At 37.9% G+C, this 26268-nt stretch carries 24 protein-coding genes; 10 read left to right on the forward strand and 14 right to left on the reverse strand.

The window, feature by feature from the left end; genetic code table 11:
• Positions 1 to 4 precede the first annotated feature (4 nt).
• Positions 5 to 1378, forward strand: coding sequence for a S9 family peptidase (locus tag M2408_RS22820; RefSeq protein ID WP_259186913.1), 1374 nt, complete (start codon positions 5 to 7; stop codon positions 1376 to 1378).
• A gap of 320 nt (positions 1379 to 1698) precedes the next feature.
• Here the strand turns inward: M2408_RS22820 and M2408_RS22825 are convergent, their stop codons facing one another.
• The 3 genes from M2408_RS22825 to M2408_RS22835 all read right to left on the reverse strand — a co-directional run bounded on the left by M2408_RS22825 (position 1699) and on the right by M2408_RS22835 (position 3744).
• Positions 1699 to 2406 (reverse strand): SDR family oxidoreductase, encoded by a 708-nt coding sequence (locus M2408_RS22825; protein WP_259186914.1) that lies wholly within the window; start codon positions 2404 to 2406, stop codon positions 1699 to 1701.
• A 2-nt stretch (positions 2407 to 2408) separates the two neighbouring features.
• Positions 2409 to 3323 carry a lysylphosphatidylglycerol synthase transmembrane domain-containing protein gene (locus tag M2408_RS22830; RefSeq protein WP_223584539.1) on the reverse strand — a complete coding sequence of 305 codons (915 nt, stop codon included), beginning with the start codon at positions 3321 to 3323 and terminating at the stop codon, positions 2409 to 2411.
• Positions 3324 to 3411: 88 nt separating this feature from the next.
• Complete coding sequence (locus M2408_RS22835; RefSeq protein ID WP_120261712.1) at positions 3412 to 3744, reverse strand: hypothetical protein; 333 nt, start codon at positions 3742 to 3744, stop codon at positions 3412 to 3414.
• A 54-nt stretch (positions 3745 to 3798) separates the two neighbouring features.
• Here M2408_RS22835 and M2408_RS22840 point away from each other — a divergent pair, with 54 nt between their 5' ends.
• The 3 genes from M2408_RS22840 to M2408_RS22850 all read left to right on the forward strand — a co-directional run bounded on the left by M2408_RS22840 (position 3799) and on the right by M2408_RS22850 (position 6742).
• Entirely contained in the window at positions 3799 to 4362 is a 564-nt protein-coding gene (locus M2408_RS22840; protein ID WP_223584541.1) for a lipocalin family protein, read from the forward strand.
• 198 nt (positions 4363 to 4560) lie between these two features.
• Positions 4561 to 5712 carry a GDP-mannose 4,6-dehydratase gene (gmd, locus tag M2408_RS22845; protein ID WP_120261711.1) on the forward strand — a complete coding sequence of 384 codons (1152 nt, stop codon included), beginning with the start codon at positions 4561 to 4563 and terminating at the stop codon, positions 5710 to 5712.
• Positions 5713 to 5815: 103 nt separating this feature from the next.
• Positions 5816 to 6742, forward strand: a complete 927-nt coding sequence (locus M2408_RS22850) for a hypothetical protein (RefSeq protein WP_259186915.1) — start codon at positions 5816 to 5818, stop codon at positions 6740 to 6742.
• A gap of 621 nt (positions 6743 to 7363) precedes the next feature.
• On the opposite strand, the gene M2408_RS22855 is transcribed toward M2408_RS22850, so the two are convergent.
• From M2408_RS22855 to M2408_RS22875, 5 genes are all read right to left on the reverse strand, one after another.
• Positions 7364 to 11110, reverse strand: coding sequence for a HAMP domain-containing sensor histidine kinase (locus M2408_RS22855; protein WP_259186916.1), 3747 nt, complete (start codon positions 11108 to 11110; stop codon positions 7364 to 7366).
• Between the two features lie 87 nt (positions 11111 to 11197).
• Positions 11198 to 11971, reverse strand: coding sequence for a succinate dehydrogenase/fumarate reductase iron-sulfur subunit (locus M2408_RS22860; protein ID WP_199768744.1), 774 nt, complete (start codon positions 11969 to 11971; stop codon positions 11198 to 11200).
• Positions 11972 to 11985: 14 nt separating this feature from the next.
• The gene (locus M2408_RS22865) at positions 11986 to 13920 is read right to left on the reverse strand and encodes a fumarate reductase/succinate dehydrogenase flavoprotein subunit (RefSeq protein ID WP_259186917.1); all 1935 of its coding nucleotides are present in this window, start codon (positions 13918 to 13920) and stop codon (positions 11986 to 11988) included.
• 58 nt (positions 13921 to 13978) lie between these two features.
• Entirely contained in the window at positions 13979 to 14749 is a 771-nt protein-coding gene (locus M2408_RS22870) for a succinate dehydrogenase cytochrome b subunit (RefSeq protein ID WP_120261707.1), read from the reverse strand.
• A 171-nt stretch (positions 14750 to 14920) separates the two neighbouring features.
• Positions 14921 to 15517, reverse strand: a complete 597-nt coding sequence (locus tag M2408_RS22875) for a porin family protein (RefSeq protein WP_223584546.1) — start codon at positions 15515 to 15517, stop codon at positions 14921 to 14923.
• Between the two features lie 88 nt (positions 15518 to 15605).
• Between M2408_RS22875 and M2408_RS22880 the strand changes: the two genes are divergently transcribed.
• The 6 genes from M2408_RS22880 (at position 15606) to pruA (ending at position 19923) form a co-directional block, all read left to right on the forward strand.
• The gene (locus M2408_RS22880; RefSeq protein ID WP_120261705.1) at positions 15606 to 15815 is read left to right on the forward strand and encodes a hypothetical protein; all 210 of its coding nucleotides are present in this window, start codon (positions 15606 to 15608) and stop codon (positions 15813 to 15815) included.
• Complete coding sequence (locus M2408_RS22885) at positions 15812 to 16153, forward strand: tRNA-binding protein (RefSeq protein ID WP_259186918.1); 342 nt, start codon at positions 15812 to 15814, stop codon at positions 16151 to 16153. The genes M2408_RS22880 and M2408_RS22885 overlap by 4 nt, the downstream gene beginning before the upstream one ends.
• A gap of 9 nt (positions 16154 to 16162) precedes the next feature.
• Positions 16163 to 16630 (forward strand): nucleoside deaminase, encoded by a 468-nt coding sequence (locus M2408_RS22890; protein ID WP_259186919.1) that lies wholly within the window; start codon positions 16163 to 16165, stop codon positions 16628 to 16630.
• A gap of 101 nt (positions 16631 to 16731) precedes the next feature.
• Positions 16732 to 17340: a superoxide dismutase gene (locus M2408_RS22895; RefSeq protein ID WP_120261702.1), complete on the forward strand. Its 609-nt coding sequence runs from the start codon at positions 16732 to 16734 to the stop codon at positions 17338 to 17340.
• Between the two features lie 201 nt (positions 17341 to 17541).
• Entirely contained in the window at positions 17542 to 18195 is a 654-nt protein-coding gene (msrA, locus tag M2408_RS22900; protein WP_259186920.1) for a peptide-methionine (S)-S-oxide reductase MsrA, read from the forward strand.
• A gap of 90 nt (positions 18196 to 18285) precedes the next feature.
• Entirely contained in the window at positions 18286 to 19923 is a 1638-nt protein-coding gene (gene pruA / locus M2408_RS22905; RefSeq protein ID WP_259186921.1) for an L-glutamate gamma-semialdehyde dehydrogenase, read from the forward strand.
• Between the two features lie 113 nt (positions 19924 to 20036).
• Here the strand turns inward: pruA and M2408_RS22910 are convergent, their stop codons facing one another.
• From M2408_RS22910 to M2408_RS22935, 6 genes are all read right to left on the reverse strand, one after another.
• A complete protein-coding gene (locus tag M2408_RS22910; RefSeq protein WP_259186922.1) occupies positions 20037 to 21218 on the reverse strand; it encodes a metallophosphoesterase in 1182 nt (393 codons plus the stop codon).
• A gap of 6 nt (positions 21219 to 21224) precedes the next feature.
• Positions 21225 to 21992, reverse strand: coding sequence for an endonuclease/exonuclease/phosphatase family protein (locus tag M2408_RS22915; RefSeq protein WP_259186923.1), 768 nt, complete (start codon positions 21990 to 21992; stop codon positions 21225 to 21227).
• Positions 21993 to 22194: 202 nt separating this feature from the next.
• On the reverse strand, positions 22195 to 23220 hold the full coding sequence (recA, locus tag M2408_RS22920; protein WP_259186924.1) for a recombinase RecA: 1026 nt from the start codon (positions 23218 to 23220) through the stop codon (positions 22195 to 22197).
• A gap of 67 nt (positions 23221 to 23287) precedes the next feature.
• Positions 23288 to 23965, reverse strand: a complete 678-nt coding sequence (gene nth / locus M2408_RS22925) for an endonuclease III (RefSeq protein ID WP_259186925.1) — start codon at positions 23963 to 23965, stop codon at positions 23288 to 23290.
• Between the two features lie 215 nt (positions 23966 to 24180).
• On the reverse strand, positions 24181 to 24372 hold the full coding sequence (locus tag M2408_RS22930; RefSeq protein ID WP_147420472.1) for a hypothetical protein: 192 nt from the start codon (positions 24370 to 24372) through the stop codon (positions 24181 to 24183).
• Between the two features lie 83 nt (positions 24373 to 24455).
• Positions 24456 to 26081 carry a S8 family peptidase gene (locus tag M2408_RS22935; RefSeq protein WP_259186926.1) on the reverse strand — a complete coding sequence of 542 codons (1626 nt, stop codon included), beginning with the start codon at positions 26079 to 26081 and terminating at the stop codon, positions 24456 to 24458.
• Positions 26082 to 26268: the final 187 nt, after the last annotated feature.

A 26268-nucleotide genomic window follows, 5' to 3' on the forward strand; every position in this document is an offset into this window, starting at 1 on the left:
AACTATGAAGAAAATTCTCTACTTATTTTTGATCTTTTTACATTTTTCATGTGCTGATGCGCAAACCTTTGATGGCTCGTGGAAGGGTGAAGTGAATGTGTCCGGACAGAAATTACTTTTGGTGTTCAACCTAAAGAAGGATAGTAATGCAAATTGGGTGGGGACCTTTGAAAGCCCAATGCAGACCTCATTGAAGTTTCCAGTGAATACAATAAAAGCACATAAGGATTCGATCTCAATGGATGTCAAAGCAATTGGGTTATCGTATACGGGCTATCTGGATCGGGATAAAGATGTAATGAAGGGTGTTATGAAACAGGGGAATTTTGAGTCTGCGATGATATTAGTGCGTAGTGAGAACGAGCAAAGTGGGCTTTCACGCAAGCAAGATGTTTTTCCTCCGTATGATTATATTGAACAGGACGTTTCATTTCAAAATGCAAAAGGCAATGCTTCTCTAGCCGGTACCCTGACTTATCCAAAAGGAGGGGGATCTTTTCCCGCTGTCATTTTGGTTAATGGGAGTGGACAGCAAAATAGAGATTCGGAAGTTTTTGGTCATAGACCATTTAAGGTATTAGCGGACTATCTTAGCAAAAATGGCTTTGCTGTTTTACGTTATGATGACCGCGGTATTGGCGGTTCGAAAGGTGAAGTTAACTTGGCAACAACGATTGACTTTGCGTCAGATGCAAATGCAGCAGTAGATTTTCTGAGTAGGCAGCAGATGGTCAAAACCGGTAAAATTGGTGTCATTGGTCATAGTGAAGGTGCTTTGATAGCGGAAATAGTCGCCGCTGAAAACGATAAGGTCAATTATATTGCTTTGTTGTGCGGACCTATCCTCAAAGGTGATTCTATATTGATCTTGCAGAGCTACGCCTTGGGAAAAGTGGCAGGACTATCTGAGCCGGCGTTGGAGGCAAATAAGCTCAACAACAGAAAGCTATATGACATTCTGCTAAGGGACGAGCCGCCGAGGGTTTTGGCAGAATTATTGGAAAAAGAGCTTATCCGTCAAAACAATGGAAATGCATTAACATCTGATATGAAAGTTAAACTGAGCCCAATGTTGATCCCATGGTTCAAAACTTTCCTGCGTATTGATCCCGCCTATTATCTGAAACAAGTGAAAGTACCCGTTTTCGCTTCTTTTGGCGGTAAGGATATTCAGGTTCCTGCAAATGAAAATATCTATGCACTTCAACGCTTGCACTTGAATACGACAGATGTTACAATTAAAGACTATCCAAATTTGAACCATCTGTTTCAAAATGCCCAAACAGGGAAAATTGAGGAATATTTTGAAAATCCGGAAAGTTTCAATGAGCAACTGATGGATGATCTGACCAAGTGGCTTAAATTGAAAACAAAATAATCGAATCTTGATGTTTGTAGCTATGAGATGTGCTTTTGCACAACTTGGAATAACTTCTCGCTTTAAATGGGAGAATTAAAGGGATTGTCTCAAAATTAAAAACCCTGATTATAAGTCAGAATTAAATTTTGGAGATCGCTTTAAAAGTAAGATCTAAAAAAAATGACCAAAATTCATTAAGAACTTGGTCATTTTTCATTTGATCTAATGAAGTCTCAATATTTTATTTGGAGCCATTTGCAAAATCGACTTTTGATATAGCCCTTTCATATATGAATATTTTGATGCTAATCGTTAGACTGCTATCTGGTCGCTATTTGTTATGGTGTTGTATTGGCAACAGGTAGGATCTTGCCGTTAAAGTATTTGTGCCCATTCTGCGCAAAATCCGCAATATATCGGCCCATTTCAAAAGCTAGCGTACCTGCTTCCATACCTGGAAAAGCGGCTTCAAACATTTCAGTTTGCGATGATCCCAGTGCCAAGCAGTTGACTTTTATTCCTTTTTCCTTAAATTCTTCAGCCAGACATTCCGTTAAAATTGCCAATGCACCTTTACTGGTAGAGTAGGCGGATAGACCTGGAAACTTCATCGAGCCTTGAAACCCACCCATACTACTGATGTTGACAATATGTGAACCTTCATGCATGAATGGAACGATATGCTGGATCATATTAACATGTCCCATCACATTTGTTTGGAGCATTTCTGCAAAATCCTGTCCACTGGTTTCCATAAAAGGTTTATTCACTAATGCTCCAGCATTGTTGATCAGGATATCAACAGTATCGAATTTCGATTGAATAAAAGGGACCAATGTTGCGTAGTCGTCATAAACGATATCAAATTGAGCGGGGAAGAGTGTTCCTCCATCATGATTGAGCTGACTTGCAATTTCATGAAGTTTTCTCAATTTGTCCGCTGATCGGGCCAATGCGATAACTTTGTTGTCCTTTTTTGAGGTCAAATCAAGTACTGCTTCAAACCCAACACCGCTACTTGCTCCTGTGATAATAATATTCGCCATGTTTATTCTTCTAATTTTTGACTTTGCTCAACTTCCTCGACAGAAGGGAGTTTATCCTCTCCGATTGCTTTGGGATTGAAGATAAAATAAATTCCTGAAAGAGCGACCATCGCTGAGATAATATAAAATAACAATGTGATCAATACAGCATTGTGTGAATCTACGTGAAATATGCCTGCTCCCCACATGATAACAAGTTCGCGCATACCCAATCCGCCAACTGAAAAAGGAATAATAGATACTAATGAAGATGCTAAAAATAGGAATAAGTATGGTGAAAACTTTCCATTAAATCCTAGGGCGTAAAGAATCAAAATTGCAGCGATTACTTGCATAGACTGTACACCAATTGCTTTTAAATGTGCCTTTAAAAAGGTAGCCTTGTACTCTTTGAAAAATTTTGTGACAATGAAATAATAGAGGATACTACCCAATATAAATAATATGATCGTCAAGTAATTTGGTATGCCCAGTTGTGGCATATAGGTAATTAAAGCCGCAATAATTAAACATAAGGCCCATAAGCCACTTAGTCTATCTAGGAATAATGCCGTAAATAATTTCCTGCCTTTAATACTGAACCTCTTCCGAAGAAAAAAGATCTTGTAGCCATCTCCACCTACTCCACCGGGTAGGATCAGGTTATAGAATAGCCCCAATTGATAGAGCTTTAAATTATATTTTTCAGATACATCTAAGCCGATGGCCCTTAAAAAGGTCAATAAGCGCGAAGAGGATATAAAAATCGATATACTATAAGCTAATAAGGCTAAAAATAAATAGATGGGATTTGAATTAATTACAGCTTCTTTGAGATCTTTGAGTGAAACTTTGCTAAAAACCCAATACAAGGCTCCTACAGTAACAACAATCTTTAGTATGTTTTTTAGGATCTTTAAACCTTTTTTTTTGTCCATAGAAGTTTATTTTTCCAATCTTGATCAATTATAATAGCGATTTTGGAAAATTCAAAGTTAGGAACTTTGTCGAATTGTGCAATTGAACTTAGGCAATAGTTGGGTAAATTCTTGAATACAATAATATCAGGTATAAAATACCGAATATAGTCGCAAGAGAAAATAGCCAATTTAGGTCAATTCTATTATATTTGTGCTTAAGCACAGCAATCATTAATCCGACGATAAAGCAAAATAATAAAATAGGGGCAATGAAAGCAACCTTATTTGTGAAAGCGAGGCTTATTTGGCTTAATTTTGCTTTGGCTTCCTGTCCTAAAAACAGGGGATAGGCAGCGAATGCCAAGAGGATAATAAATAACCGCAAAAGAGTTTTTGCTATTATTTTGCTTATGGTATGATTTTTGGCTGTTACGTTCATGATCTGTGGATTAATTTACCCCAAAAATACAATTTGAAATTAAAATTTATACATATGAATCGATTCGTTTTATCATTAGCAACAATTTTTGCTACGGTGACCTTGTTCTCTTGTGGTGCACAAAAGCAAGGTACATCATCTGGAAATCCTGGTAATGGTTCTTCCAATACAAGTGCAGCTTCGGGACCTAGCGCTTCGGAATGGAAATCTGCGGTGAAAGGTACTTGGACACTAAATTCAATCGATAGAGAAAATTTGCCTTCGACTTTCACTATTAAAAGTGTCTTTGAAGAAGCTCCGGCGGAGTGTTTTGTCGGTAGTAACTGGAACTTTATTGGAAATGGAAAGGGATCAATCACGTTTAATGCTCAAGGTACTTTATGTGCTCCAGGTGCGTCACGTGAGATCTTTTGGTCTATCTATAATCCTGGAAAAGGTTTAGGTGAACCACAATTCCAATTTAAAAAGATCTATGCAGGAGACAAAGCCAAAAACGTAACGACAGGTTACCGTTTGGATTTGTCTTATTCTGATGGTAATAAATTAGTCATGAAAATGCCGTTGACAGTTGCCAATGGTGAAGCATATTTAGTGTTTAATTTTTCCCGTGTAAACTAAGGTCAAACGAGAAAAAAAGAATAACGAAAAGCTATAGGATTTCCTATGGCTTTTTTTGTTGAAAATTTAATACTTTTACAGTCCGAAACGATTTTGATTTATTCAACTCGCTTCATCACCTTTAAAAACAGATTGATCGGATAAAAATAGCATGATCCCCAAGGGTTAGCTTAGGACATGCTTAATATAACTAGAAATATGGCTGAACAAAACACGAAAACTGCATTGATAACAGGTATCACAGGTCAAGATGGTGCCTATTTAGCAGAATTCCTATTGAAAAAAGGTTATAGGGTTCATGGTCTAAAACGCCGTAGTTCTCTGTTCAATACCGATCGTATTGATCACCTTTATCAAGATCCTCATCTTGACAATAGAAATTTTACATTGCATTTTGGTGATTTGACAGATTCAACCAATTTGATCCGTGTCATTCAAGAGACTCAGCCTGATGAAATTTATAATCTTGCAGCTCAATCCCATGTGAAAGTAAGCTTTGATACCCCCGAGTATACAGCCAATGCTGACGGTATCGGTACGCTCCGTATATTGGAAGCAGTCAGATTACTTGGGATGATTGAGAAGACGCGCATTTATCAGGCGTCAACGTCAGAATTATATGGTCTTGTGCAAGCGGTGCCACAAAGTGAGACGACTCCTTTTTATCCAAGAAGTCCTTATGCTGTTGCCAAAATGTATGGTTACTGGATTACAGTTAACTATCGGGAAGCTTACAAGATGTATGCTTGTAATGGAATTTTGTTCAACCACGAAAGCCCTGTCAGGGGGGAAACATTTGTGACCCGTAAAATTACCCGAGCAGTAGCGAAAATTGCGTTAGGTTTGCAGGACAAACTTTACCTTGGAAATCTTTCTGCTCAACGTGATTGGGGACATGCAAAAGATTATGTTGAAGCGATGTGGCTGATCCTACAACAGGAAAAACCTGAGGATTTTGTAATTGCAACCGGAGTTACGACAACTGTTAGAGACTTTGTTCGTTTGGCCTTTGCCGAATTGGGGATAGAAATAGAATTTAGTGGAAAAGGCGAACAGGAAAAAGGCGTGATAATAGATGTCGACGAGGAGCGTTTGGCCGAATTAAATATTGATAAATCGCTTATTAAGTTTGGGCAAACTGTTGTTAAAGTGGATCCTGCTTATTATCGGCCAACAGAGGTTGACTTACTCATTGGAGATCCAACAAAAGCAAATACCAAGCTGGGTTGGATTCCTAAATATGATCTCCAAATGTTGGTAACAGATATGGTACAATCAGATCTTCACTTGATGAGAAAGGAAGAATATCTGAAACAAGGCGGTTTTGAAACCTTGAACTATTTTGAATAATCATAAATAATAGAGGAAAAATAAAACTGGAATAATTTTTGTTTAAACATTTAAATGGTATGAATCAATAAGTTCATATGATGAAAATGACAGTGCATGTATTATGATGAATTCAGAGGTTGTTTCGAGTAAGAAGGAAGATGAGAAGAAGAAAGATTCTTCTAAAGTTTATTTCTTCATCATTGCGATAGCGGCGTTACTAGCAACGAATATATATTTTTATGTTAAGTTTAAGACGAACGGCGAAAAAGTCTATGCCTTAACAGTGGAAAAAGAAAATCTTCAGGTACAGATCGATCGGATAGAAGCCGAATTGGATAAGATTGATGTTGAAAACGTTCAATTGACTCCTGAAATGACTGTACAAAAGGAAGACTCTAGAACTGAGATTGCAGAACTTCGCAAAAAGCTTGAAAATAAGAGTATTACTCCTAAGGATATTGATGACGCTCAACGCAAAATTAACCTGTTAAAAAAACAAGTTGATAACTATCGCGTAGATGTTCAACGATTGATTCAAGAAAATCAAATTTTATCAAAGCAGAATTCTAATTTGAATGAATCGGTAGTCGAGAAAAATAAGCAAATTACTTCTTTGACAACCACTAATTCTGAATTGAAGGAGAAGGTGACAACAGCATCCGCTTTGAAAGTTTCAAGTATCAGTATCAATGGCCTTGAGGTCAAAAGAAATGGGAAGGAATCTGTTGAAGAACGTGCTAAGCGGGTCGATAAATTGAAAATCAATTTCACTATCGCTGATAACTCACTTGCTAAAAGCGGAGAACGTGACATTTTTATAAGAATAATTGATCCTCAGGGAAATCTTGTCGTCCAAGGCGATAATATCTTCCTTGTACACGGCGAGAAATTACAGTATACCTTTAAACATAATATTTTGTTTACGAATAAGGGGGAGGATTATATTGTATATTGGGCTGCTGAGGATGGTTTTACCAAGGGAGCATATACGATATTGCTTTATGAGGACAATGCGATCATGGGTAGATCAACCGTTGTATTGCGTTAGCAATAAATTACATAAAGAATAGAGAAGGGGCAGTTCAGAGTTGGACTGCCTCTTTTGCTTTAATTTTGCATGTTAAAGCCCCTAGAGGGGCTTTAACTATTCAATCCTGATTGGGTTTCACTTTTATTTTTTACAGCCGTCTTTCGTATTTAAAGTCCATTTAGTAATGGTGCTTTTATCCTTAAACTACTCTGCCAAGGCGGGAGAACGATCTCCTTTCAATTATCAGTACTATCTTTATCCTTCCTTTATTTTGGGAAGACCAATCAGAACTGTAGACTTTTTTAATCATTTTACATCAGACCCAATTATTTAGTCTAGGTGATTTTTGATATTTTTCCGATCAGGTTTAGATATTGAATTATCTAGTCCAGCGAAGTCTTTTCCAAGACTCTTATGTCATAGGCCTCGCTTGGTTATATTTGCCCTTTTTTGAGATTGGAGGCTATATATATCAGGACCAATCCGATATAGGCTTTTTGTAAAGTCCCTTAGCAAAGAATCTATTGGAGCTGTCCATACTTCTCATCTGTTCGATGATAACTTGATCCTATTAAATAGAAAGAGCTCTTTGTTAACCAAGGTTCATCTATGAGGTGAGACTCATAACATCCACCACAATTAAGATTCAATTTGTTGCAACGGAAGCAAAATGTGGAATGTCGTACCTTCACCTTCCATTGTCTCAAAATAGATCTGTCCATTACTTGCTTCGATTGTTTTCTTCACGAGTACCAAGCCTAGACCATTTCCTGAACTCTTCGTTGTGAAGTTGATCTGGAATATTTTATCTTTCATTGCTGCGGGGATACCATAACCATTATCCTTGACATCTATTTTGACGAACTTGTCAGAGTATCGTTCGATAGAGATCTCTATCTTCATGTTTTTTCGCCCATATCCTCCTTCAATGGCATTTTTTATCAAATTATTGAACGTCCGTAATAACTCATTCCCATCTGCTTTAACAATCAATGTTTTTTGATCAGCATTGTTTATTAATCGGATGTTGACATTTGGCGTATTATTGTATACCGATATCGACTTCGTTATTTTCTCCACAATATTGATATTTTCCATCACAGTCGTTGGAAATTTTGCAAAGTGGGAAAACTCTGAGGCAATTTGGGTTAAAGCATCTATTTGTTCAATAAATGAAGTTGAAAATTTATTGAAGCGATCAGGGAATTTAGGATCATCATCTTTATATGACCTTCTGAGCTGCTGTATGCCTAATTTCATCGGTGTTAACGGATTTTTGATCTCATGGGCAATCTGTTGAGCCATTTCTCGCCAGGTTGATTCACGTTCGGTGTCCTTTATTTTATTGGCATAGTCTTCCAACTTTATGATCATAAGGTTGTACTCTTTGATCAATGTCCCTATTTCGTCATTTCGCTGCCAGAATAAAGGTTCATTGGGTTGTCCCAATCTTAACTGGGATATTTTTTTACTGATTATACTGAGCGGATTGGTCACACTATTGGCTACGAAAGTCGCATAAAAGCCGAAACCTATGATAATTAAAGAATAAATATTAACAATAGTGTTTAATAATAAGTTCTTATTGATATTCTCTTCCTTTTGAAGGGAAAAATTCGGAATGCCAATATAGGCCAACGTACTATAGTCCTTGTCTCTTATTGTGGCATAACTCGTCTCAAACTGGAACGTTCCGATACGCTCATCTTCAATTGTTTCTGATTTTTTAAGCAGGGAGAGATTTTTGAGGGCGGCTGGATTGATGAACATGGAGAACAGCTCCAGATCATAGATTCTTGGCTGGGAGCTATATAATAATTTCCCCGATTTTGAGTACAAATTGAAATCCTTTGATATCGTTTCGGATAAAGTTTTTAAAATATTGGTGAGCTGGTCTTCATTAGGGATTTCCTCGGTAGAGGTTAACATATTTTCCAACCGTTTTCCCAGTTCGATAATAAAACGCTCTTTGCTATTCCTGTTGTTATTGTAGAGTTGTTTATTGATACTGATATATGAAATCACGGCTGATATCAAAATAGCTAATATAACCGAGGAAATAATCGAGGTCTGGATACGTGTGGAATACTGTATTTTGTTTATGATTTTATAGAACTGATATTTCAAGTTGCGGAAGGTAAGTTTTGTATTCTTGAGAAAGATATAAAATGCCGCTGCATAGTGGAAAATCATGAAAATCATGAAAAATACCAAAAATAAGAAAGAGGTAGTGGCTACATAGTCCCAGAAAGAAGGCTTTTGTTTGCTAATGATATAAGTTGAAAAGGTATTGGCAATATAGGCCATATGCAGGTATGAATCTCGATCAAGCACTTCAATGTATTCTCCGGGGCCACCCTTTAATCCACGAAGGTTATTTTCATAGGTATATTTTCCAAACTGTGTAACCAGCGCACCGCCTTTATATAAGGCAATCGAATACTCTCCCTTATTATAATATTGCGAATTGTTGATGCGCATATCTGTTAATATCTCAGGATAGGGTACCGTGTAGCTGAAATCCTTGTTAGATAGATTGATGATCACGTTAACGATCCTGTTTTGATCGATCGTCACTGGAATGATCGAAAAGTATTCATGGGTTCCGAGTTCAGCACTAGCGCGGTAAAAATTTTGAGTGACCTTTATTGACTTATTGATTACTTTCTCCCGATATTCATTGATTCTGTTTTGCCCATTTGGGTTTAATGGCATATTATTCTGATCATAATAATATGCTTTAAATTCATATTTCGAGAGATATCCACTAAAGTATTTCTTCTTGATGAAGTTATTGATTTCCTCTGTATTGGTATAAGGTAGACTGATGTTAAAGAGGTGTTTTAATTCCTTGTCGTTAGAGATGCCGCTCTCGATGTCCGAAAATAGCGAAACAGCGTTTAAGTCGTCTTCTGACTGCAGATTGTTCAACAAGATCTTCATATCGATAAGATCCCGCTCTTGGTAGAAGCGTGCATGCGTAATTGTACTTATGATAGCCCAGAGGATCAAAACGGCGATATAGTTGGTCAATACGTGCCTGTCGAAATATTTTTCGCCAAAGGATTTGATCAGAATAATTAGTGCCAAAAGCAGATTGACCAAACTGTTCTTCTCAATGTAAATCGAAATAATGAGAATGACAAAGATGACACTGGCTAGTTGAATATTTAATAGTTGAGTGGGCTTTAGTTCTAACTTTTTAAGAATAAATAACACGAGGTCTATGTAAATATTTAATGCTAGAATACCCATACCGACAATGCCAAGATCTACCCAGCTCAGGAAATGCAGATCAACGAGTTTGGTGAAGTCAAAATAGATATTATTTGAATGGGTAATTAATGTCCCGGCGATATCATATAAAAATGCAAAGGATAAATAAATGCTCAATACAAATGCAATTGCGATAGGTAGTTTGAAGAACCGAATGCTTTTTATTTTATCGAAATTGAGTTCCTTTCGGATAGAATAGATAAATAGTATGAGCCAGAGAATCAATATTGTAGTTGATAAAACGGACCAGATATTAGGAAAGAAGCTATTGTAGGCATAGTTGCGCGAATCAAATATGGCGAACGTTGCATTTTCAGAGAGTAGATTCCATTTTAGGTCCGCAAATTTGACAAGGATAAATATACCGGCAAGCAATGCTATCGCCCACCAGGCTCTTTTGGTCTTAGCCATGTGTAGACAGAGGCTATTGAAGAATATCAACAGTGCAATCCATGCCAGCAACCAGCAAAAGAATTGCAGGATGGTATAGATATTTTCATGGTCACCATCTTTGAGCTTCACCGAAAAGAGGTAGGACCCCTCGTTGCTGTAGATGTTTTTGATTGCTACTGTATCTGTATAGGACGCAATATCAATGTTTCGCGTATCGAAGAAATTTCGTCGTAAAGAAGAGTTGAGATACGGATTGTTGTTATTGGTATAGGGCTTAACAAGGATATATGCAAGTATGCTTATATTTCCGATTGTTTTTTTACGAACGACATAGGAACGATTATCGTCCTGGACAAAATTTGACTTTTCCAAAAAGCCCTGATCAGTGATGGGAACAAATAAATGTGTGCTCCACATTTTTGGTTCATGATCCTTAAATAGGAATAAATAAACCTTTTCATCATTTTTATATCTTTCAAAAGCTTGATAGACAGCTATTGGATATTGATCATAATTCTTAAATGTTTTGAGAAGCAAAGAGTCCTTAAAAAGACGATCTACTTTTTTCTCCTGTTTGGTAACATAATCATTGAGGAATTTGGTATCAATGTCGAGTATTTCCTTATTTGTAACAGATTCTTTGATGGTGATAGCTGTTCCTATAAAGCATAGTGTTAAGATCAGTAGAAGTAAACGAATTTTTATACCAGAATTCACGTGCGTCAATTTACATTATTGTAAATATAAAAAAAAGTCCTTGCTTTCTCAGGGCAAGGACTTTTATATTATTTTATTCTAAAATGCTTAAGCGTGCGGTTCTTCTTGTTTGAAAATTTTCGCAGTCAAGTACTCGCGGTTTAAACGCGCGATATTAGTTAATTTAATACCTACTGGACATTCAGCTTCACAAGCACCAGTATTGGTACAGTTACCGAATCCTTCAGCATCCATTTGATCTACCATTGCTTGTGCACGTTCGTAACGCTCAGTTTGACCTTGTGGCAATAATGCAAATTGAGATACTTTAGCAGATACGAATAACATCGCAGAAGCATTTTTACAAGCTGCAACACAAGCACCACAACCGATACAAGTAGCAGATTCGAAAGCTTCGTCAGCGATACGTTTCGGAATAGGAATGACATTGGCATCAGGGACACCACCTGTATTGATATTCACATATCCACCAGCTTGTTGAATGCGGTCAAAAGCAGTACGATCAACAGCAAGATCTTTCAATACTGGAAATGCAGCAGCTCTCCAAGGTTCGATTACGATCGTTTGTCCATCGTGGAAGCTACGCATGTGCAATTGACATGTTGTTGTACCTTCTTTAGGACCATGAGGGCGACCGTTGATAACTAATGAACACATCCCGCAGATACCTTCACGACAATCGTGATCGAAATATACAGGGTCTTCACCTTTACGTGTCAATTCCTCATTCACAATATCAAGCATCTCTAGGAAAGACATATCATCAGCGATGTCGTTTGCCTGATAAGTTACAAATTGACCTTTATCTTTATCATTTTTTTGACGCCAAACTTTCAGCGTTAAATTCATATGTTGTGCCATGATAATTTTCCTTCTTATTTATAACTTCTTTGTGTTAACTGAACGTTTTCGAATACCAAGTCTTCCTTGTGTAATTCCTCAGGTACATTGTCTCCTTTGTACTCCCAAGCAGATACATACGCGAATTCCTCGTCATTACGTTTTGCTTCACCTTCTTCAGTTTGGCTTTCCAGACGGAAGTGACCACCACAAGACTCAGCGCGTTGTAATGCGTCAACAACCATTAATTCTCCCAATTCCAAGAAGTCAGCTACACGACCAGCTTTCTCTAAAGAAAGATTTAATTCTTCATTCTCTCCAAGAACTCTAACGTTAGTCCAGAATTCTTTTTTCAACTCTTGGATCAAACCTTGTGCTTTCTGTAATCCTTCAGCAGTACGTGCCATTCCACAATATTCCCACATGATGAGACCTAATTTTTTGTGGATATCATCGACAGTTTGAGTACCGTTTAGAGATAACAATTTGTTAATTTTCTCCTCAACCTCTTTACGAGTAGATTCAAAAGCAGGATGGCTGTGATCTACTGGCGCGAAAGAACCTAGTTTAGCTAAGTAATCACCCACAGTGTAAGGGATCACGAAATAACCATCAGCAAGACCTTGCATCAATGCCGAAGCACCTAAACGGTTTGCACCGTGGTCAGAGAAGTTGCACTCACCTAAAGCATACAAACCTGGGATTGTAGTCATCAAGTTATAGTCAACCCATACACCACCCATTGTATAGTGAACAGCAGGGTAGATACGCATTGGTTGTTTGTAAGGGTTTTCGTCAGTGATTTGGTAGTACATGTCAAATAAGTTACCATATTTAGCACGTACAGCATCTTCGCCTAGACGACCAATAGCTTCTTTGAAATCCAAGAATACTGCGAAACCAGTTTTACCAACACCACGACCATCATCAACAGCTTCTTTTGCATTACGTGATGCTACATCACGAGGTACTAAGTTACCGAATGAAGGGTATTTACGTTCCAAGAAGTAATCTCTGTCATCTTCTTGGATGTCGTTGGCTTTGATTTCACCTTTACGTAATCTTTCGGACATTTCTTGAGTCTTAGGAACCCATACACGGCCATCGTTACGTAATGACTCTGACATCAACGTCAATTTAGACTGGTGATCTCCAGTTACAGGAATACAAGTTGGGTGAATTTGAGTGTAACAAGGGTTAGCGAAGTAAGCACCACGTTTGTGCGCTCTCCAAGCTGCTGTAACGTTACATCCCATTGCATTTGTAGACAAGAAGAATACGTTACCATAACCACCAGTACACATCAATACAGCATGTGCAGCATGTGTTTCAACTTTACCTGATACCAAGTCACGAGTTACGATACCTTTGGCATGACCATCGATCATGACCAAATCCAACATCTCATGACGAGTATATGATTTTACTTTTCCTTTTTTGATTTGACGGTTCAATGCTGAATACGCACCTAACAACAATTGTTGTCCAGTTTGACCACGGGCATAGAACGTACGGCTTACCTGAGCACCACCGAAAGAACGGTTGTCCAATAAACCACCATATTCACGTGCAAAAGGAACACCTTGCGCAACACATTGGTCGATGATGTTTACAGATACTTCGGCCAAACGGTAAACATTTGCCTCACGTGAACGGTAGTCACCACCTTTAATTGTATCGTAGAATAAACGGAACACAGAGTCACCATCATTTTGGTAGCTCTTTGCCGCGTTAATACCACCTTGCGCCGCAATTGAGTGCGCACGACGAGGTGAATCTTGGTAACAGAAGGTAATTACATTATATCCTAACTCAGCTAAAGATGCTGCTGCAGATGCACCAGCAAGTCCTGTACCAACAACGATAACGGTAAATTTACGTTTGTTAGCAGGGTTAACCAACTTAAGATTAAATTTATGATTTGACCACTTTTGGGCTAATGGGCCCGCTGGTACTTTTGAATCTAACATATCTCTTAATTTTATATTGATCGATAAAGCCTAAGGCCTCATCTTAAAAGATTCTGAATTATTTAAAGAAGAAAAACAATGGCATCATTGCAAAGCCAATTGGAATTAATACCCCAAATACCCAAACTCCGATTGCTCTGATAATTCCAATATATCTTCTGTGGTTGAAACCTAAAGTTTGGAATGCAGATTGGAAACCATGAATTAAGTGGAATGCCAAAGCTGCCATCGCAACAAGATATAAAGCGACTAAAGCTACATTTTTGAAGGCAAAGTCAACTTGTTTATACAAATCTCTTGCTTTTAAGATTTGAACGTTGTTTTCTACCGTTTCTTGGTAGTCGTGGAATTCAGAAGCTTGAAGTTCTCTAGCTGTTGTTTGTCCAGTTGCCAAATCAGTACGGTATTCGATGTACGGAACTTCATCATTGTGAAACTTCCACCAAAAATTAGACATGTGCGTAGCTAGGAATACTAAAATGACAGTACCTAAGATACCCATGTTGCGTGAATTCCATTTACTGTTTGCTTGACCATCATATTTGGCATAACCAATAGGACGGGCGGCTTTGTTTTTCATCGACAATGTAATGGCGTAGATGACGTGAACGATTACCGAAGCGTACAATAAGTAAGAAACAACTTTGATTGGTGTAAAGTGAGTCATGAAATAAGCGTATTTGTTGAACGCTAGACCCGCATCATCTTTAAATAATTGCAAGTTACCAACCAAGTGAACAACTAGGAATAAACATAGGAAGATTCCTGTTAAGCTCATGATTAGCTTCTTCCCAATCGAAGAACTGAAAACTGGCTTTGATTTACTCATTATCCTTGTAATTTAATTTTAATTAGGCAAATCTACTATTTGCTATTAAATATGATACCATTTTGACAAGAAAAAGGAATAATTTAGAACGGTTCTAAAGTTTCTTAAAATAAAAAGTCCGTTTTGGATAAAAACGGACTTTTTAAAGGTATATGTACTCGGGTTAATGTACTATAGAATACTGAATAATCTATAGCCTAAACCAATACTCCACATGTTGATTTTTGGATTTGCCTGACTTTCATTGTTGACCTTGTTCAAGCCCATTTCGTAACGTAGGTCTACACGCAAGCTTGAAATATCAGCACCTACACCAAAAGCCCAAGAGGTACCACTTTTTTTGTAGCTGTTTGGATTCAATTGATCAATGATTTTGTCCTGGTTATCATCCACTTTAAACGAAAAAATTGGACCAGTCTGGATTCTCGCTCCAATTGGGCCTAAGCCAAAACGTTTACCCAATAATACAGGAATATCAACTGTTGTAAACTTAACATCAGTAGTTTCTCCATTTTCTGCTTTTACAGTGGTATTTTTACCTGTTAAATAAACCTCAGGTTGAACATGGAATCCCAATACACCAACACGTCCATAAAGACCTGCTTGGTAACCTGCTTTATTGTCTGAACTGAAATACTTGCCATCGCTTTTAAATTTAGAAAAATTCAAGGCGCCTTTTAAACCGACCTCAAATCCAGGCAATAGCTGCGCTTGTGCTGTTGCTACGCTACCACAAATCAATAGTAATGCTGGTAAAATCTTTTTCATAATTTTTTATTTATGTATATATTGTATCTTTAAACAAACTTTCACAAGTTTGGTAAAGATATACAAATTTTATACCTAAATCATAGTTATGCTGAAAATTAACGAAGAACAATGGCAGGTTGCGAAAGAAAAACTCCGTCGCAAGTATAACCATCTAAGCGATGAGGATCTAGCTTTTCAAGCAGGCGAGGAAGACAAATTGATTCATAAGCTCTCTTCGCGTTTAAAACGCAAACCCTCTTATATTATATTTACAATTGGTAAGGAAATTCAGGACATCGATAGCAATAGATTATGAGTGACACCATTAGTTGGACGGATTTCGAAAAATTAGATTTACGTGTGGGAACTATTTTGGACGTACAGGATTTTCCGAAAGCTAAAAAGCCAGCTTATCAATTGAAACTTGATTTTGGAAGTGAAATAGGAATATTGCAAAGCAGTGCCCAGATTACAGTACATTATAGTAAGGAGGAACTGATCGGAAAACAAGTTGTTGCTGTCGTGAATTTTCCAAAGAAACAGATCGCTAATTTTTTTTCTGAGTGTCTGGTGACTGGATTCGCTGATGCGAATGGTGATATTATTTTGACTTCTGTTGACAGAAAATTACCAAATGGATCGAAACTTAGTTAAGTTTGTGGCATGACATTTATAGATTTTGAAGGAACACAATTAATCGATAGTGATGAATCATTTATGCGCATGGCACTAAATGAAGCAAAGAAAGCTTTCGAAGAAGGGGAGGTTCCGATTGGTGCTGTTATCGTGCATAAAGGACGTATTATCGGTAAAGGGCATAATCTCACACAACGCTTGAATGATGTAACGGCCCATGCCGAAATGCAGGCCTTTACAGCAGCAGCAAATTATCTTGGGGGAAAATATCTGGACGATTGTACATTATATGTGACCATAGAACCATGTATTATGTGTGCTGGGGCAGCATATTGGACACATATCAGTAAAATTGTCTACGGAGCCAAGGATGAAAAGCGGGGTTATTCTCATTTTCATGATAAGATTTTACATCCCAAAACCGTCGTTACCCATGGTGTTTTGCAGGAAGAATGTGCTGATTTGGTAAAATCATTTTTTCGTCAAAAACGCTAACGAAATATTGAATTTATTGTAACACATAAAAACATAACAGGCTATATTGTGTTATATTTGTATATAAAAACGAAGTAATAAACATTTAAATTAAAATAGATATGGCATTTGAATTAGAAGCGTTACCATACGCAGCCGACGCATTAGAACCACATATTGACAAGACTACAATGGAAATCCACCATGACAGACACCATCAGGCATACGTGGACAACTTAAATAAAGCAATCGCAGGAACAGATGCAGAGAACTTATCTTTATTAGATATTATCAAGAATGTGAGCAAATATTCAGCAGCTGTTCGCAACAATGGTGGTGGTCATTTCAACCACTCTTTGTTTTGGAAAGTTTTAGGTCCAAATGCTGGTGGAGCTCCAACAGGTGAATTGGCGGAAGCTATCAATGCAACTTTCGGTTCTTTTGATGAGTTAAAAAAACAACTTCAGGCTGCTGGTGCTACGCGTTTTGGATCAGGCTGGGCATGGTTGATCGTAGGAGCTGATGGTAAATTAGCGGTAACTTCTACACCTAATCAAGACAATCCATTGATGGATGTTGCTGAAGTAAAAGGAACACCAGTTTTAGGTATTGACGTTTGGGAACATGCGTACTACTTGAAATTCCAAAATAAACGTCCAGCTTATTTGGAGGAAATCTTTAATGTTATCAATTGGGATGCCGTAGCACAAAATTATGCTGCAGCAAAATAATTGACCATTTTGATAGGTACAAAAGGAAGCGACAATAAATTCTTATTGTCGCTTCTTTGTTTTAGGGGATACAGGGTCAAAACGGTAGGTGTTTTTGCAATTTGTTGCCGTCTATATTAATCCGGATATATTAATATAGACGCATAGACGAATCACTGACCATCAGGATCCTTTATCAATCCACAAAGTAATGATATGCCCATGAAAGATATTATTATAATTTTTGCAGTTATTTTTTTGTTGAGTTCTTGTCGAGCTCAAGAGCCAAAGACTGCGAAAACGGACTTTTCTAAACTACCGGAGAAAAGTGTAGGGAGCTTGGATACAGCAACATTTGCTGCAGGTTGTTTTTGGTGTACTGAAGCACAGTTTAAGGAGTTGAAAGGTGTACACAAGGTTGTTTCCGGATATACAGGCGGATGGGTAGCAAATCCCAGCTATGCTCAGGTCTGTACAGGTAATACGGGGCATGCTGAGGCAACCAGTATTATTTTTGATCCGAAAGTGATCAGTTACGATAAATTATTGGAGGCCTTTTTTGTCGCGCACGACCCTACACAACTCAACCGTCAGGGGGATGATGTAGGGACACAATACCGCTCGGCCATATTTGTCCATAGCAAGGAGCAGTTGGATAAAGTGCAGTTTTATATCGCGGCTCTAAATAAGGAGAAAGTATATAATGAACCGATCGTAACCGAGGTCGTACCAACAGCTGTATTTTATCCCGCAGAGGACTATCATCAAGACTATTATAGGTTAAATGGGAAGGAACCATATTGTCAGTTGGTTATTAAACCGAAATTGGAAAAATTTAAACGTATCTTTTCCAAGGTGCTCAAAGAAGGAGAGTAACTTTGGGTATTCATAAAATTTAAGGTAATTTTACTCATGTTGGCACCATTTAGTGTGGTGCTAATAAGTTGAAAAATAAATAATTGTAATATGTCTAAAGGATTTTTTACAGTTCCTGTTCCTGCAAATGAACCGGTGTATACTTACGCTGTCGGAACGAAAGAACGTAAGTTGTTGAAAGCAGCAATTGATGAAGCACGTTCGAAACAAATCGATATCCCAATGTATATTGGTGGTAAAGAAATAACTACTTCTAAAAAAGTAACCCTAGCTCCTCCACATGACCATCAACATATTTTAGGTCAATACAATCAAGGCGATAAATCTCATGTAACAGATGCAATCAATGCTGCTTTGGCAGCTAAAAATGATTGGGAAAATCTAGCATGGGAAGATCGTGCGGCGATATTCTTGAAAGCAGCTGAATTGATTTCAGGGAAATACCGTTATGAGTTAAATGCTGCGACAATGTTGGGTCAATCGAAGAACCCATATCAAGCGGAAATTGACTCTGCTTGTGAGATTATAGATTTCTTGCGTTTCAACGTGCAATATATGAGCGAAATCTATAAGCAACAACCTCCTGTATCTGGAAAAGGTGTATGGAACCGTGTAGAACAACGTCCTCTTGAAGGCTTTGTGTTTGCGTTGACACCATTCAATTTCACAGCTATTGCAGGTAACTTACCTTCATGTGTTGCTATGATGGGAAATGTTGTTGTATGGAAACCATCTAATACGCAGATCTACTCAGCTAACGTACTGATGAAAATCTTCCGTGAAGCTGGACTTCCGGATGGTGTCATCAATTTAGTGTATGTTTCGGGACCAGATGCTGGTGATGTGATTTTCCAGCATCCTGATTTTGCTGGTATCCACTTTACTGGTTCAACAGGTGTATTCCAAGATATCTGGAAAACTATTGGTGATAATATCCACCGTTATAAAACTTATCCACGTATCGTCGGTGAGACAGGTGGTAAAGATTTTATTGTTGTACACCCTTCAGCTGATCTAAAAGCTGCAAATACAGCTTTGGTACGTGGAGCATTTGAATACCAAGGTCAAAAATGTTCAGCAGCCTCACGTGCATATATTCCTAAATCATTGTGGCCAGCATTGAAGGAATCTATGACTACGGATGTGAAGTCATTTACAATCGGTGGAACTGAAGATTTTACAAATTTTTTCAATGCAGTTATCGACGAGAAATCATTTGATAAATTAGCGAAATACATCGACCGTGCGAAAGAATCCAACGAGGCTGAGATCGTAGTTGGTGGTACTTATGATAAGTCTAAAGGCTATTTCATTCATCCAACGATCATTGAAGCTTCAAAGCCAGATTACGAAACAATGGTCGAAGAATTGTTCGGTCCAGTATTGACCGTATACGTTTATGAAGATGCTAAGTTCGAGGAAACATTAGATATCGTTGATACAACTTCTATCTATGCATTGACTGGTTCAATTATCGCACAAGACCGCTATGCTATTAATTTAGCTACAGATAAATTAAGACATGCTGCGGGTAACTTCTATGTGAATGATAAATGTACTGGTGCTGTAGTAGGTCAACAACCATTTGGTGGTGCGAGAGGTTCAGGTACAAACGACAAAGCTGGATCTATGATCAACTTGTTGCGTTGGGTATCTCCACGTACAATCAAAGAAACGTTCAATCCAGATACAGATTACAGATACCCTTTCTTAGAAAAAGGCGAATAAAATAAGTCGAATTATCCTGCGCGTACGGTAGCCATAGCTTGGTTGCAAGTTCTATCGACGATAGCGGATACATTCAACATAATAAAGGCACTCCGCTATGTGGAGTGCCTTTGTTATTTTTTAAACTGTCCCAGTTCAGTTCCATCGTCTCGGGTCATCCGAATAGCCAGTGATTTGGCAGATCCCGAAATATCGATAATGGTTCTTTTTCCAGCTTTTGGGCCACCGCCTATAAATACAGGATAATTGTGGTCTTTGTCTGCCGGATAGTATCCATATTGATGCGTATGGCCAGAGACCATTGCATCTATTTTATATTTCTGAAACAAAGGATGGAAGCATTCCCGATTATGCAATGTGCCATGCCATTCATCTGAATGGAATATAGGGATATGGCTGATAACTACTGTGTGTTGGGCAGACTTTCTTTCTTTAGATTGTAATACAGTTTCCAGCCACTTTGCCTGTTCTTTTCTGTAATTGTCGTAATCTACTGTACCAGCATACACTTCATGGCTGTCTGGTTTATCCTCACCACTGTCCAGCATAATCCAAAAAATAGGTCCCCTTTTGAAAGCTTGGTAATATTTATTGTTGGGATAACCGAAATACCGTTTGAAATTACGGGCAAAGGAACCTCTCGTTTCATGGTTTCCACGGTTCATAATGAAAGGTTTGCTTGTCGCAATGAATTCGATAGGCTTCAGTAATTTTTCTGTAATGTCCTCCTGATTGCTCACATAATGAAAAGAGTCTCCATTCAGGACAAAGAAATCATAGATTGAGGTGTCTTGATTGGGTACAAGATCACGATAACTACTTTTTTCTTCATGGACATCATTATAGACTAGGCAACGAATTTGTTCTTGATTATTTTTTGCCAGCTTGGCCTCAAAGATTGGCGTTTCGATTTCTTGTGCATAGACAATCTTATAGGGATCGAATTTTTGAATTTCTTTTGCTTTGATGCGATAGCGGAATGATCGGGGAGCCTCTTCGACAGTAAAATGAAAGAAATCTGTATTTGCATTAATCATACCATCTTCGGATTGATGGATGGTTTGCTGTACATTACCTGCATTGTCAAGGATTTCCAACCAAGCTAGAGCAGGTTTGCTCAAGATCGTAAAGATGCTGATGCCTTTCTCTGTCTGATTCTGTAAATAAGCGGGTACTATAAAACTAAAATCTCCTTCTAGATTTTCTGTTTGTTTTTCTTTAGCGACGCTGATATTGGGTAATGTAATTCCGGCCAGCGCTAAAGCTTCTAGAAATCTTCTTCTATTAAAATTCATAATGGGTTATTTAATTTCGATTTCAACATATAATGGTCGATGGTCGCTTGCATATTTCTCCTCAAGGACACGATGGTTGAAGAATTTTGGATGTGATGAAGTATTGACCATAATATAGTCTATTTCGGTATTAGGCTTATCTTGTGGAAAGGTTAAGCCATTTTGGCTCGTCGTTTTTGAGAATATTTTACCAAGTTCTACGATTGCAGGATCAGTGGGTTTGGAGTTTAAATCGCCGACGAGAATCGTCGGTAGCTTTTCATTTTTGAAACGGGATGTAATGAACTTAGCCTGTGCGATTTTGTTTTTGTCTTTTAGATCCAGGTGGGTGTTCGCAAATAAGATCTTCCTATTGTTGATACGCACTTCAACAATGGATAAGCTTCGACGTTCGCTTTCGACGGGGGAAGGTAGAAAATGTTTTTCTACTCGTTCTATTGGATGTTTCGATAATATTGCGGTACCATATTCACCTTTTTCAAGGTCTATTCCTTTTGAAAAAATGTAGTGCATTCCTGTTAGTTCAGCTAGTTTTTTCGCTTGATCCTCGTTGTAAGAGCGCCCTAGGTTGACATCAATTTCTTGCAATCCGACTAGGTCGGCATTACTGTTTTTAATAATTTGAGCGATGGTATCGAGATTGACAACAGATTCCTTTTCTGAGGGTGGATTCCCATGATGAATATTGAAGGAAAGTACGCGGATTTTTTGTGCACTGAGATGGAATACTGATCCAAAAAGTATCAAAAGAAATGCAATTAGCTTACGGTTCATTTTTCAAAGTTAAGTTTAGAATGAAGTCAGCGATTTATGTTCGCTTCGCTAAAAATACTAAAATCATAGCGTACAAACTCAAAACTTTGGACATGTAACAAAATAATCATTTAAACTTAATCGGAGCTTTGGGGAGGGAGGGGTAAAAAAATAGCCATCCCAAAAAGGATGGCTACCTACATTATACTAATTTTTACAGCAACTAGTCTTCATTTTCCTCTGTATGAAGCATCGGATCTTCTCCTGTTACTTCAGTACGGATTTTTGCCTCAAGTTCATCCATTAGATCTGGATTGTCAAACAATAAGGCTTTTACAGCATCTCTACCTTGTCCTAATTTGGTTTCACCATAGCTAAACCAAGAACCCGCTTTTTTGATGATGCCATATTCAACACCTAAGTCAATAATTTCACCGACTTTTGAGATACCTTCACCAAAGATGATATCAAACTCCGCAATACGGAATGGAGGTGCTACTTTATTTTTTACAATTTTAACTTTTACACGGTTACCAGATACCTCGTCAGAATCTTTAATCTGTGATGTACGACGGATATCCAAACGTACAGAAGCATAGAACTTCAATGCATTACCACCAGTTGTTGTTTCTGGATTACCGAACATCACGCCAATTTTTTCACGCAATTGGTTGATGAAAATACAACAACAGTTTGTTTTGGAAATTGTTCCAGTCAACTTACGTAATGCTTGAGACATTAAACGGGCTTGAAGCCCCATTTTTGAATCACCCATTTCACCTTCAATCTCACCTTTAGGTACTAATGCAGCTACAGAGTCAATTACAATAACATCAATGGCACCTGAGCGAATTAAATTGTCGGCAATTTCTAAACCTTGTTCACCGTTATCTGGCTGAGAAATTAATAAGTTCTCAACATCAACACCTAGCTTTTGTGCATAATATTTATCAAAAGCGTGTTCCGCATCAATAATTGCTGCAATACCGCCTTTTTTCTGTGCTTCAGCAACAATGTGTGTTGCTAATGTCGTTTTACCCGAAGATTCAGGTCCATATATTTCAATGATACGTCCTTTTGGAACACCGCCAATTCCCAAAGCGATATCCAATCCTAAGGATCCTGTAGAAATCGCTTCGATAGGCTCAACAGCTGTATCTCCTAATTTCATAATCGAACCTTTTCCAAAGCTCTTTTCCAATTTATCTAACGTCAGCTGTAACGCTTTTAATTTATCTGTGTTGCTCATATTTTTAGTATATATTTATCAAAATTAAAAATAAAAAATAATAAACCAAATATTTTCACTAAAAAAATTAGTTTTTTATTTCTGTCGCGCTTGGAGCACTTTTTATGTGATGGGTTTTCTCAAAGTATTTACACATGTAGGTAATCGGGCATTTTTCGCAGAGTGGTTTTCGGGCCAGACAAATATATCGTCCATGTAAGATCAACCAATGGTGCGCAACAGCAATGGTTTCTTTCGGGAGATTTTTGACTAATTGTTTCTCCACCGCCAATGGAGTTGTTGCACGGTAGGTTAAGCCAAGCCGGTTAGCCACACGGAATACATGGGTATCGACGGCCATCGCAGGGTTATGATATACCACAGACGAAATGACATTGGCCGTTTTTCTACCTACGCCAGGGAGCTTGACCAAATCTTCAATCTGCTCAGGCACGATATTGTTAAATTTTTCAATAAGCATTTGTGCCATTCCTACCAGATGCTTGGCTTTGTTATTTGGATAGCTTACCGAGCGGATATAACTAAATACTTCATCGACGCTTGAAGCGGCCAAAGTATGTGCATCCGGGTAACGTTCAAATAGCTTTGGTGTTACCTGATTAATTCTCTTGTCTGTGCATTGGGCAGACAGAATAACAGCCACGAGTAATTCATAAGGATTACCATAGTTGAGCTCTGTTTGCGCATCGGGATTATTTTTGGTGAAATATTCCACAAAAGCCTTGTATCGTTCTTGTTTTAACATCACTCCAAAACTAGCCAAAATTTCCATTAAAAAAGAAAACTCGCGGCTTACTCAGTGCTTATCAAATTGATTTTTACAGTATAAATAGATAATGAAAATAATTCACATAACATGAGGCTGATGGCTTATTTTAGGAATGCTATGACGCGATTTATCGACTTAAATGATGGGGATGGGGTTGATTTTATTCCAATAAATAAGGCCTAATCTCAGGATTAGGCCTTTCTTTTTTCCATTTGTTTGGAATATGCCATGATATTCGCAATACATTTCTTGCTTGGATTAAGCAACATTTTGGGTAATTGAAGTTTCAATTCATTTTCTATATCCTCATCAGTCATTACTTTCTCGTTTTGGGTTAGTAAATTTTGAACTTCGTTTTCTGATTGGGTAAAGTTTTCTACCATAAGCATCTTAAGTTTTGTCCCTGTAAGTTAATTAATTAAACGGACAAAAGATAGTTTTGGTATACGAAAAATGAGAATATTATTTATTTTTTCTTTTTATTACTAAATTCTTCGGCCTTTATGATGGCGTTATATGCATTGACAATCCCTCCAGTTACAGAAATATCCGCAAACTTGACCGTTTTTGTAGCCTCTTCACTAATTTTTACCTGGACCGTTTGTTCCGGTTTTACAACAGATTCCAGAATAATCTGCTTGGTTTCTGTTGCAGAGAGGTTAGGGTAATAAGAACGTATCATAGCTGCTAGTCCCGCAACGACAGGGGCAGCCATACTTGTACCTTGCTCTTCTTTATATTTTGAATCTGGAATAGTAGAGTTAATCCGAACCCCCGGAGCAAAAACATCAACTGTTTTTTTGCCATAATTGGAAAAGTCTGCTAGAAGTTCGTTGTCCGGATGTAAACCACTTGCGCCAACAGTGATCCAGTTATTTGCTATTCCTGTGGTATCCCCCTTAGCATTCGTATAGTATTTCATTGGAAAATTGGGCTCCACATCATTATCCTCACTGTCATTTCCGGCAGCATGTACCAGTAGGACATCTTTGGATTCAGCATATTTAACAGCGTCATCCACGGTTTGCTTGTTGTGTGAATAGCTTTTTCCAAAGCTCATATTGAGCACTTTCGCTCCATTGTCTACTGCATAACGGATCGCATTTGCGACATCTTTATCACGTTCATCGCCATCCGGAACCAAACGTACAGTTAGTATTTTGACATTGTCTGCAACACCGTTTATACCAATGTTATTGTTACGTTTAGCACCGATGATTCCTGCAACATGGCTTCCGTGGAGCGCATCAGGTCCCTTTACATCCGCATTTCCGTAATGACGTTCGGAAGCATCCTCGTAATTGTCGCCAATAATGGGACGGGAGTCATATTCTTTATTTAAATGGTAGTCAACTTGATTGTTGAAATACTTCGCTCCCTCGGTGATATCGTCAAAAAATTTTACAAAACCATTCGTTTGAATTTCGTCTTTTGCATAACCCAGAGCGATACGTTGATTGTTCGATTTTGGATTGAAATTCTCTAGATCAGCCAATGTGATTTCTTCAGGTTTTTTGCCGATTTCACGAACCACAGCGTCCAAATTGCGTTTAAGGGCATCATAGGAAAACTGGCCCATTTTGGCCTCTTCCAGCTTATTCTTGTATTTTGCCACCATTTCTTGATACGCTAAAAATGCCTTTCTGTCCGCTTCATTCAGCTCAGTGGTTGGGGTAACATGGGCAAATTTTTTGTCTAAAATCCGCAATTGCCTTGTTAATTCCAGATTGTCAAATTGAACATCTTTTCCATCGGCGTTACCAATAAAGTTCCAGCCATATTTGTCATTGATATAGCCGTTACCATCAGTATCTTTCCCGTTGGAAACACTGTCTTTTGTGTTGATCCAAACGACATCCTTCAGATCTTCGTGGAAAACATCCACACCACCGTCTAATACACCGACAATAATGGGTGTTGATTTTTTACCCTTTAATAAAGTTTTATACGCTTTCTCCGTACTGATACCCATTACACCATCCGTGTTGTAATCTAAGTTATACCAATTCAGAGGAACAGCCTCAGCCTGAGCAAACGAGGTCATCGGTAAAGCACCCAAGGCAATCAGATATAGTGATTTCTTTAAATTCATAAAATTTTCTCCTAGCACAGTAGCAAATATAGTATTATTGACCCTGTTGAATTGTTAATTTTTATTAAAAGTGACTTTTTATACAGATAATGAAGGATGCCGAATAGATAAGTATTGTAATATATATCAAAATGAAGGGCATATTTACAGTCGATCTGTTCCTGTTTATATATAGTTTTGCTATTTC

Source organism: Sphingobacterium sp. BIGb0165 (genome assembly GCF_024810095.1).
Taxonomy (GTDB): domain Bacteria; phylum Bacteroidota; class Bacteroidia; order Sphingobacteriales; family Sphingobacteriaceae; genus Sphingobacterium; species Sphingobacterium detergens.